Origin of the sequence: Lysobacter sp. Root983, assembly GCF_001429345.1 — a bacterium.
In the GTDB taxonomy this organism is placed as follows: domain Bacteria; phylum Pseudomonadota; class Gammaproteobacteria; order Xanthomonadales; family Xanthomonadaceae; genus Lysobacter.
In genome coordinates this window covers 72,645-81,199 of sequence record NZ_LMJO01000002.1, presented here as the reverse complement: position 1 = coordinate 81,199, position 8,555 = coordinate 72,645, and the positions used below count along the sequence as shown (strand labels likewise).

At 67.9% G+C, this 8,555-nt stretch carries 3 protein-coding genes; 1 reads left to right on the top strand and 2 read right to left on the bottom strand.

Annotated features, from left to right (window positions below; translation table 11 throughout):
* Nucleotides 1-4,471 precede the first annotated feature (4,471 nt).
* Nucleotides 4,472-5,803: a DUF11 domain-containing protein gene (locus ASE43_RS06640; protein ID WP_162258759.1), complete on the bottom strand. Its 1,332-nt coding sequence runs from the start codon at nt 5,801-5,803 to the stop codon at nt 4,472-4,474.
* A gap of 567 nt (nt 5,804-6,370) precedes the next feature.
* Between ASE43_RS06640 and ASE43_RS06635 the strand changes: the two genes are divergently transcribed.
* Complete coding sequence (locus tag ASE43_RS06635) at nt 6,371-7,369, top strand: polyprenyl synthetase family protein (RefSeq protein ID WP_057159951.1); 999 nt, start codon at nt 6,371-6,373, stop codon at nt 7,367-7,369.
* A 271-nt stretch (nt 7,370-7,640) separates the two neighbouring features.
* Here the strand turns inward: ASE43_RS06635 and ASE43_RS06630 are convergent, their stop codons facing one another.
* Nucleotides 7,641-8,429: a dienelactone hydrolase family protein gene (locus ASE43_RS06630; RefSeq protein ID WP_056183032.1), complete on the bottom strand. Its 789-nt coding sequence runs from the start codon at nt 8,427-8,429 to the stop codon at nt 7,641-7,643.
* Between the last annotated feature and the right edge of the window lie 126 nt (nt 8,430-8,555).

Genomic DNA, 8,555 nt, shown 5'->3' with positions numbered 1-8,555 from the left:
CGACTTGGCCATGACCAAGTCGGCGGACGCGACCGGGGTCGGCGTCGAGGTGCTGGTGTTGTTGCCCGGCGTCGGATCGTTGGTGGTCGAGGTGACCGTTGCGGTGTTGGCGTAGGCGCCCGTCGCATTGACCGTTGCGGTGATCTGCAACGAAGCAGACGCGCCGTTGGCCAGGCTACCGATCGTCCACACGCCAGTGCCGGAGACGTAAGCGCCTGCGCTGTTGTCGGAGACGTAGGTGTAGCCGCTCGGCAGCAGGTCGGCGACCGAGACGGCCGTCGCGGCGGACGGACCATTGTTGGTGACCGTCAGCGTGAACANCGTTGTCGGAGACGTAGGTGTAGCCGCTCGGCAGCAGGTCGGCGACCGAGACGGCCGTCGCGGCGGACGGACCATTGTTGGTGACCGTCAGCGTGAACACGACGTTGTTACCTACCGTCGGGGTCGCATTGTCGACGGACTTGACCATGACCAGGTCCGCCGAAGCGACCGGGACCGGAGTCGAGGTGCTGGTGTTGTTGCCCGGTGTCGGATCGTTGGTGGTCGAGGTGACCGTTGCGGTGTTGGCATAGGTGCCCGTCGCGCGCACGGTCGCCACGATCTGCAGCGAAGCGCTGGCGCCGTTGGCGAGCGTGCCGATGGTCCAGGCACCGGTGCCAGGCACGTATGCGCCGCCACCGTTGTCCGACACATAGGTGTAGCCGTTGGGCAGCAGATCGGCGACCGACACCGCAGCCGCGCTGGACGGACCGTTATTGGTGACGGTCAGGGTGAAGGTAACGTTCGTACCCACGACCGGCGCGCTGTTCGACACGCCCTTGACGATGGACAGGTCGGCCGAGGCGCCCGGCGTCGGCGTCGAGGTGCTGGTGTTGTTGCCCGGCGTCGGATCATTGGTGGTCGAGGTGACCGTTGCGGTGTTGGCATAGGTGCCCGTCGCTCGCACGGTCGCCACGATCTGCAGCGAAGCGCTAGCGCCGTTGGCGAGCGTGCCGATGGTCCAGGCACCGGTGCCCGGCACGTATGCGCCGCCACCGTTGTCGGACACGTAGGTGTAACCGTTCGGCAGCAGGTCGGCGACCGACACAGCGGCCGCGCTGGACGGACCGTTGTTGGTGACGGTCAGGGTGAAGGTAACGTTCGTACCCACGATCGGCGTGCTATTCGACACGCCCTTGACGATGGACAGGTCGGCCGAGGCCACCGGCGTCGGCGTCGAGGTCGAGGTGTTGTTGCCCGGGGTCGGGTCGTTGGTGGTCGACGACACGGTCGCGGTGTTGGCGTAGGTGCCGGTGGCGCGCACGGTGGCCACGATCTGCAAGGAAGCGCTGGCGCCGTTGGCCAGGCTGCCGACGGTCCACACACCGGTGCCGGACACGTACGCGCCCGCACCGTTGTCGGAGACATAGGTGTAACCGCTGGGCAGCAGATCGGCGACGGCAACCGCCGCGGCGGCCGAGGGGCCGTTGTTGGTGACCGTCAGGGTGAAGGTGACGTTGCTGCCCACCACCGGCGTGCTGTTGGACACGCCCTTGACGATGGACAGGTCGGCCGAGGCCACCGGCACCGGCGTCGAGGTGCTGGTGTTGTTGCCCGGGGTCGGGTCGTTGGTGGTCGAGCTGACCGTGGCCGTGTTGGCGTACGGGCCGGCCGCGCGCACGGTCGCGACGATCTGCAGCGAGGTGCTGGCGCCGTTGGCGAGCGCACCGATGGTCCAGGCGCCGGTACCGGACACATAAGCGCCCGCGCCGTTGTCCGACACGTAGGTGTAGCCATCCGGCAGCAGGTCGGCGACGGAGACCGCAGCCGCGGCCGAGGGACCGTTGTTGGTGACGGTCAGGGTGAAGGTGACATTGGTGCCCACGGCCGGCGTGCTGTTCGACACGCCCTTGACGATGGACAGGTCGGCCGAAGCCACCGGGGTCGGCGTCGAGGTGCTGGTGTTGTTGCCCGGGGTCGGATCGTTGGAGGTCGAGGACACCGTCGCCGTATTGGCATAGGTGCCCGTCGCGCGCACGGTCGCCACGATCTGCAACGAAGTCGAAGCGGCGTTGGCCAGGTTGCCGATGGTCCACACGCCGGTGCCGGACACGTAAGCGCCCGCGCCGTTGTCGGACACATAGGTGTAGCCGTTCGGCAGCAGGTCGGCGACCGACACGCCCGTCGCGGGCGACGGACCGTTGTTGGTGACGGTCAGCGTGAACGTGACGTTGCTGCCCACGGTCGGGGTGCTGTTGGACACGCCCTTGACGATGGACAGGTCGGACGACACCACGGGCACCGGCGTCGAGGTGCTGGTGTTGTTGCCCGGGGTCGGGTCGTTGGTGGTCGAGGTGACGGTCGCCGTATTGGCGTAGGGGCCCGTCGCGCGCACGGTCGCGACGATCTGCAGCGACGCGTTGGCGCCGTTGGCCAGCGTGCCGATGGTCCAGACGCCGGTGCCGGACACATAAGCGCCGCCGCCGTTGTCGGACACGTAGGTGTAACCGGCCGGCAGCAGGTCGGCGACCGACACTGCGGCCGCGGCCGAGGGACCGTTGTTGGTGACCGTCAGGGTGAACGTGACGTTGGTGCCCACGGCCGGCGCGCTGTTCGACACGCCCTTGACGATGGACAGGTCGGCCGAAGCGACCGGCACCGGCGTCGAGGTGCTGGTGTTGTTGCCAGGCGTCGGGTCGTTGGTGGTCGAGGTCACCGTCGCCGTGTTGGCGTAGGGCCCGGTCGCGCGCACTGTCGCCACGATCTGCAGCGAAGCGCTGGCGCCGTTGGCGAGCGTACCGATGGTCCAGACGCCCGTGCCCGGCACATAAGCGCCGCCACCGTTGTTCGAGACATAGGTGTAGCCGGCCGGCAGCAGGTCGGCGACCGACACGGCGGCGGCGGCGGACGGGCCGTTGTTGGTGACCGTCAGGGTGAACGTGACGTTGCTGCCCACGGCCGGCGTGCTGTTGGACACGCCCTTGATGATGGACAGGTCGGCCGAGGCCACCGGCACCGGCGTCGAGGTCGCGGTGTTGTTGCCCGGGGTCGGATCGCTGGTGGTCGAGGTGACCGTCGCGGTATTGGCGTAGGGCCCGGTCGCGCGCACGGTGGCCACGATCTGCAACGAAGCGCTGGCGCCGTTGTTGAGCGAGCCGATGGTCCACACGCCGGTGCCGGACACATAAGCGCCCGCGCCGTTATCGGACACATAGGTGTAGCCGGCCGGCAGCAGGTCGGCGACCGACACTGCAGCCGCGGCGGACGGGCCGTTGTTGGTGACGGTCAGCGTGAACGTGACGTTGGTGCCCACGGCCGGGGTGCTGTTGGACACGCCCTTGGTGATCGCCAGATCCGCCAGCGCCACGATGGTGGTGTTGGCCGCGCTGCTGTTGTTGCCGGCGGTCGGATCGCTGGTGCCGGCCGGGGCCGCCACCGTCGCGGTATTGGTGATCGCACCCGGCGTGGTCGCCGTGCCGGTCACGGTGATGGTGACGAAGCTGGTGTCGGCCGACGTGGCCGCACCGGTGTCGACCGGCAGGTTGGCGGTCAACGCAATGGTGTTGCCGGTGCCGCTGGCTGCGCTGCAGGTCGAGCCCGCGCCGGTGCCGGCGCAGGTCCAGCTGACCGAAGTCAGGTTGGCCGGCACGGTGTCGGCGATGCTGGCGCCGGTGACGGCGCTCGGGCCGTTGTTCCAGACGCGGATGGTGTAGCTGACCGCGCCACCCTGATTGACGGTGGCGGTGCCGGTCTTGCTGATCGCCAGATCGCTCAGCGCGGTGATCGTGGTATTGGCGGAGCTGCTGTTGTTGCCCGGGGTCGGGTCGGTGGCGCCGGCCGGCGCGGCGATCGTCGCGGTGTTGGTGATCGCGCCCGGCGTGGTCGCGGTGCCCGTGACAGTGACGGTGACGAAAGCGGTGTCCGGCGTGGTGGTCGCGCCGGTGTCGACCGGCAGGTTGGCGGTCAGGCTGATGGTGTTGCCGGTGCCGCTGGCCGCGCTACAGGTAGAGCCCGCGCCGGTGCCGGCGCAGGTCCAGCTGACCGAGGTCAGATTGGCCGGCACGGTGTCGGCGATGGTCGCGGCCAGCGAGCCGCTGAGGCCGTTGTTCCAGGCGCGGATCGTGTAGGTGACCGTGCCGCCCTGATTGACGGCGGCGGTGCCGGTCTTGCTGATCGCCAGATCGGACGAGGCCGCCAGGGTATTGGTGTCGGTGGAAGAGCAGACGCCGGCGCTGAAGCTGCGGCCGGCGCCGGTGCACGAAGCGCCGCTGTTGGTGACGCCGCTGGGCGGCGAAATCGACGCCGTGTTGCTCAGCGACGGCGGGAAGACCTGTGCCAACGCCAGCGGGGCCGCGAGCAGCAGCATCGCGGCGAGCGCGATACGCGACACGGTCCGGGACAGACGCGTTCCCACGCCCTCCTCGCGGCGGTTATGCAGCGGGCGAGCGAGCGGGCGGGTGTTGGCAGTCTTCATGCGTAGGCCCAGACAGGGTCAGTAAGCGCCGGCGTTGGCGTTGAACGCCACCGGTACGGTGATGGTGGCCGTGCCGTTGGCAAGCAGGTTCACGGTGAGCGAAACGGTGTTGCCGCCGACGGCGCCGCCGTTGGCGACGCTGCAGCTGGAACCCGCGCTGGCGGCGCAGCTCCACGGACCCGACAAGGTCGCGCCGGCAGGCAGCGTGTCGGCGATCTGTGCGGCGGTGATCGTCAGCGCGCCGAAGTTGCGCGCGATCAGCGTGTAGCTGGTGGTGCCGCCCGGCGTGTAGCTGGTGGCGACATCGCTCTTGGCGATCGTCAGATCGGACGTGGTCGCGTTGACGAAGGTGCAGGTGATGTTCTGGTTGGCGCGGTAGTTGGCCGTGGCGATGGTCAGCGCGTTGCCGGCCAGGGACGAGGTCACCACCGCGTTGCTCTGATCGCGGCAAGTCGCCGACTGCAGAACGAAGCCGGCCACCGCGGTTTCGGTGACGCTGATCGCCGCGGCGTGATTGGTGATCGGAAACGCCGCCGAGGTCTGCGGATTGAGGGTTGCGGTGTTGAGCGTCGGCGAGCCCACGCCATTGGTGCCGGTGAAGGGGAAGCTGCCGGTGTTGGCCAGGGTCTGCTTGACGATGCGCAGGTCGGAGCCGGCGAGCGACCAGATCACTTCCAGGCCGTCGCCAGCGCTGCCGCCGCCCGGATCGATGGCCGAAACGGTGAAGGTCAGGCTGGTGATGCCGGTGCCGTCGAAGCGGATCGAACCGCAACCGGTGCCGTTGGCGGCGGTGGTGCTGCATTCGGTGCTTGCGGCGGCGACGCCACCGGTCGTGCGCTGGAAGCTGTTGCCGGTAACGGTGAAGACCGAGTTTCCGCTGAGTCGGGTCAGACCGACGGTGCCGCCGGTGGACACGCTACTGCTCAGGGTCCACAAGGAGGAGTTGTTCAGGCCGCCCGAGGAACCGCCGATGCGGTCCATATGCAGCACCGGGTTGTCCACGGCTTTGCTGAAGGTGACGGTGATGGTGTAGGTGTTGGGAGGGATCGTCATGAGCAGCGCGTTGGCGCCGGCGACCGTACCCGTGTAGGGGTTGTTCCAGAAGTTGGTGGTGTTGAACGTGTCGTTGCCGTAGGGGCTGCCGCCGCCGATCGCACCGGCCCAGTTCACGGTGACCCCCGCCGCGGTCGCGTTGGCCGAGTTGCCGGGCGTCGCCCAAGTGCCGGTAGTCGCGGCGGATACCGAGCCGGCGACCCACAGCAAGGCCCACGACGCGCATAGCGCGAGCGAACGACGGATGCGGCGGGCGCTGTCGCGCGTTACGACGCAAGTAGGCATTGCTTCGGTCATGAGATTTCGTGCGCTGCGCGCCATCGCGCCGACCACGCCCGACTCCTCGTCGTGCGTACTCGAGCTGCGTGACTTTGGTTGAAGCCCCCAGGTACCAAATAGGTACCCAACATGTGCCAATTCCGTGCTCAGCCCGTTGCCTGAGCCCCGGTTCGCGCGGACGCAATGAGCGACCTGTCCCTGTCTCCCCTTCCGCACTACGCGCCCCCGTCGGCCTTGGCTTCCGGGAGTACGTTGCAAATAGTGTGCCACCCATCACACAACACCTGCAACCAAGCGCACACTAACCTTCCGCTGGAGTCACCGTCAGGTGTGCCAGACGCACAGGTCAGATGCCGCCGTTGTACGTCACTTTTGTGACCTATTGAATAGGGAAATCCCCTATAAACCACTGATTGCGCAAAGTGCGTGGCTTAAAACACACATATAAAGTGTGATTTTTATGCGCATTCGCCGGGCGGCCCCTCGCCCCTGATGCGCCCATCCGACCTACGCTGAAAAACACCGGGCATTCGGCCGAACACGGCCGCGCCCTATACTTTCCATCCCCACCGCATCGGCCGTCCCATGCCCTCCAGCGCACCGTCCCTGTCCGTCCCCGACCTGGCGACCATCCAATCCCTGGCCCGAGACGACATGGCGGCGGTCGATGCCCTGATCCGGCGCCGGCTGGCCTCGGACGTGGTCCTGATCAACCAGGTCGCCGAGTACATCGTCGGCGCCGGCGGCAAGCGCCTGCGCCCGATGCTGCTGCTGTTGGCGGCCGGCGCCCTGGGCCACCGCGGCCCGGACGCGCACCAGTTGGCGGCGGTGGTCGAGTTCATCCACACCGCCACCCTGCTGCACGACGACGTGGTCGACGAATCCGACCTGCGCCGCGGCCGCAAGACCGCCAACGCGGTCTGGGGCAACGCCGCCAGCGTGCTGGTCGGCGACTTTCTGTATTCGCGTAGCTTCCAGCTGATGGTCGAACTGGACCGGATGGAAGTGATGAAGATCCTGGCCGACACCACCAATGCCATCGCCGAGGGCGAGGTGCTGCAGCTGCTGCACGTGCGCAACCCGGATACCGACGAAGCCGCCTACCTGCGCGTGATCGAGCGCAAGACCGCGGTGTTGTTCGCCGCTGCGACGCGCCTGGGCGCGCTGCTGTCCGGCGCCGACCCGGCCACCCAGCAGCGCCTGCACGATTACGGCATGGCCCTGGGCTACGCCTTCCAGATCGCCGACGACGTGCTCGACTACGCCTCCGACGCGCAGACCCTGGGCAAGAACCTCGGCGACGACCTCGCCGAGGGCAAGGCCACCTTGCCGCTGATCCACGCGATCGCGCACAGCGACGACGCGGTGCGCGCGCGCCTGCGCGCGGCGGTCGAGCACGGCGACACCGACGCGATGCCGGACGTGATGGCCGCGATCCAGGCCACCGGTGGCCTGGACTACAGCCGCCAGCGCGCGCGCGACTACGCCGACGCCGCCGAGACCGCACTGGAAGGCCTGGACGAGAACGACTACACGGCGGCGCTGCGCGGGTTGGCGAGGTACGCGGTCAGCCGCGATCATTGAATCCGCTGGGGGGAGAAGCAAATCCCCCTCAACCCCCCTTTTTCAAAGGGGGAGGTTAAGAGCGGTGCGCTTCGATACCGTCGCGCGCGGCTCCCGCTTCGAATGCAGCTCCGCTTCGAACACATCCCGCTTCGAACACATCCCGCTTCGAATGCAGCCCTCTTTCGAGTGCGCCCCCTCTTTCGAATGCAGTCCCCCTCTTTGCAAAAGAGGGGTTAGGGGAGATTTGCTTTCCGCTCGAAGGACACAACCCCACTTACCCGCACACCGCTCACTCCGCCGCGAAACGCTCGGCGAAGAAGTCGCGCATCATGCGCTCGGCGCGCTTGGCGGCGCGTTCGTTGTAGACGCAGCCCGGCGGATTGTTGGCTTCCGGCTCGGCGAAGCAATGCACCGCGCCGCTGAAATTGACGAACTGCCAGTCGGCGCCGGCCGCGTCCATTTCCTTCTCGAAGCTGGCGATGTCCTGATCGGTGATGCCGCGGTCGTCGGCGCCGTTGAGCACCAGCACCGGCGTGCGCGCGCCGTCGTCCTGGGCCGGCAGATCGGTGGACAGGCCGCCGTGAAAACTGACCACACCGGCCAGTTCGCTGCCGCCACGCACCAGTTCCAGCACCGTGCTGCCGCCGAAGCAGTAGCCCAGCGCGCCGATCTTGCCCGCGTCCACCGGCGCCTTGCCGGCCTGGGCCTTGAGCACCTTCACCGCTTCCTGGATGCGCGCGCGCAACTTGGGACGGTCGGCGCGCAGCGGGCCGGCGACCTTGCCGGCCTCCTTGTCGTTCTTGGGCCGGATCTTGCTGCCGTAGACGTCGGCGACCAGCACCACGTAGTCGTCGCCTGCGATGAGCTTGGCGCGCTCGATCGCGGCCGGGGTCACGCCCTTCCAGTTCGGCACCATCACCAGGCCCGGGCGCTTGATCGCGTTGACGTCGTCGTAGACCAGCACCCCGGTGAAGGCATCCTTGCCGACTTTCCACTTCACCGGCTTGGCCTGCATCGCGGCCAGCGCCGGCGAGGCGCACAGGACGAGGACGATAGCGGCTACGAGACGACGGCGCATGGCGGGGCTCCTGGACGGGTGTCCGGGCAGCGTAGTGCTTCGGCGTGACGATCGGGAGAAAGGGGTCAGGCGAGCAGTGAGCGTAGAGAAGTGAGTAGTGAGCGGGAGCCAAAGCGTTCACGCCCT

Coding starts and splice junctions, on each gene's coding strand:
- ASE43_RS06640 (WP_162258759.1), bottom strand. CDS start 5,803: ATGACCGAAGCAATGCCTACTTGCGTCGTAACGCGCGACAGCGCCCGC.
- ASE43_RS06635 (WP_057159951.1), top strand. CDS start 6,371: ATGCCCTCCAGCGCACCGTCCCTGTCCGTCCCCGACCTGGCGACCATC.
- ASE43_RS06630 (WP_056183032.1), bottom strand. CDS start 8,429: ATGCGCCGTCGTCTCGTAGCCGCTATCGTCCTCGTCCTGTGCGCCTCG.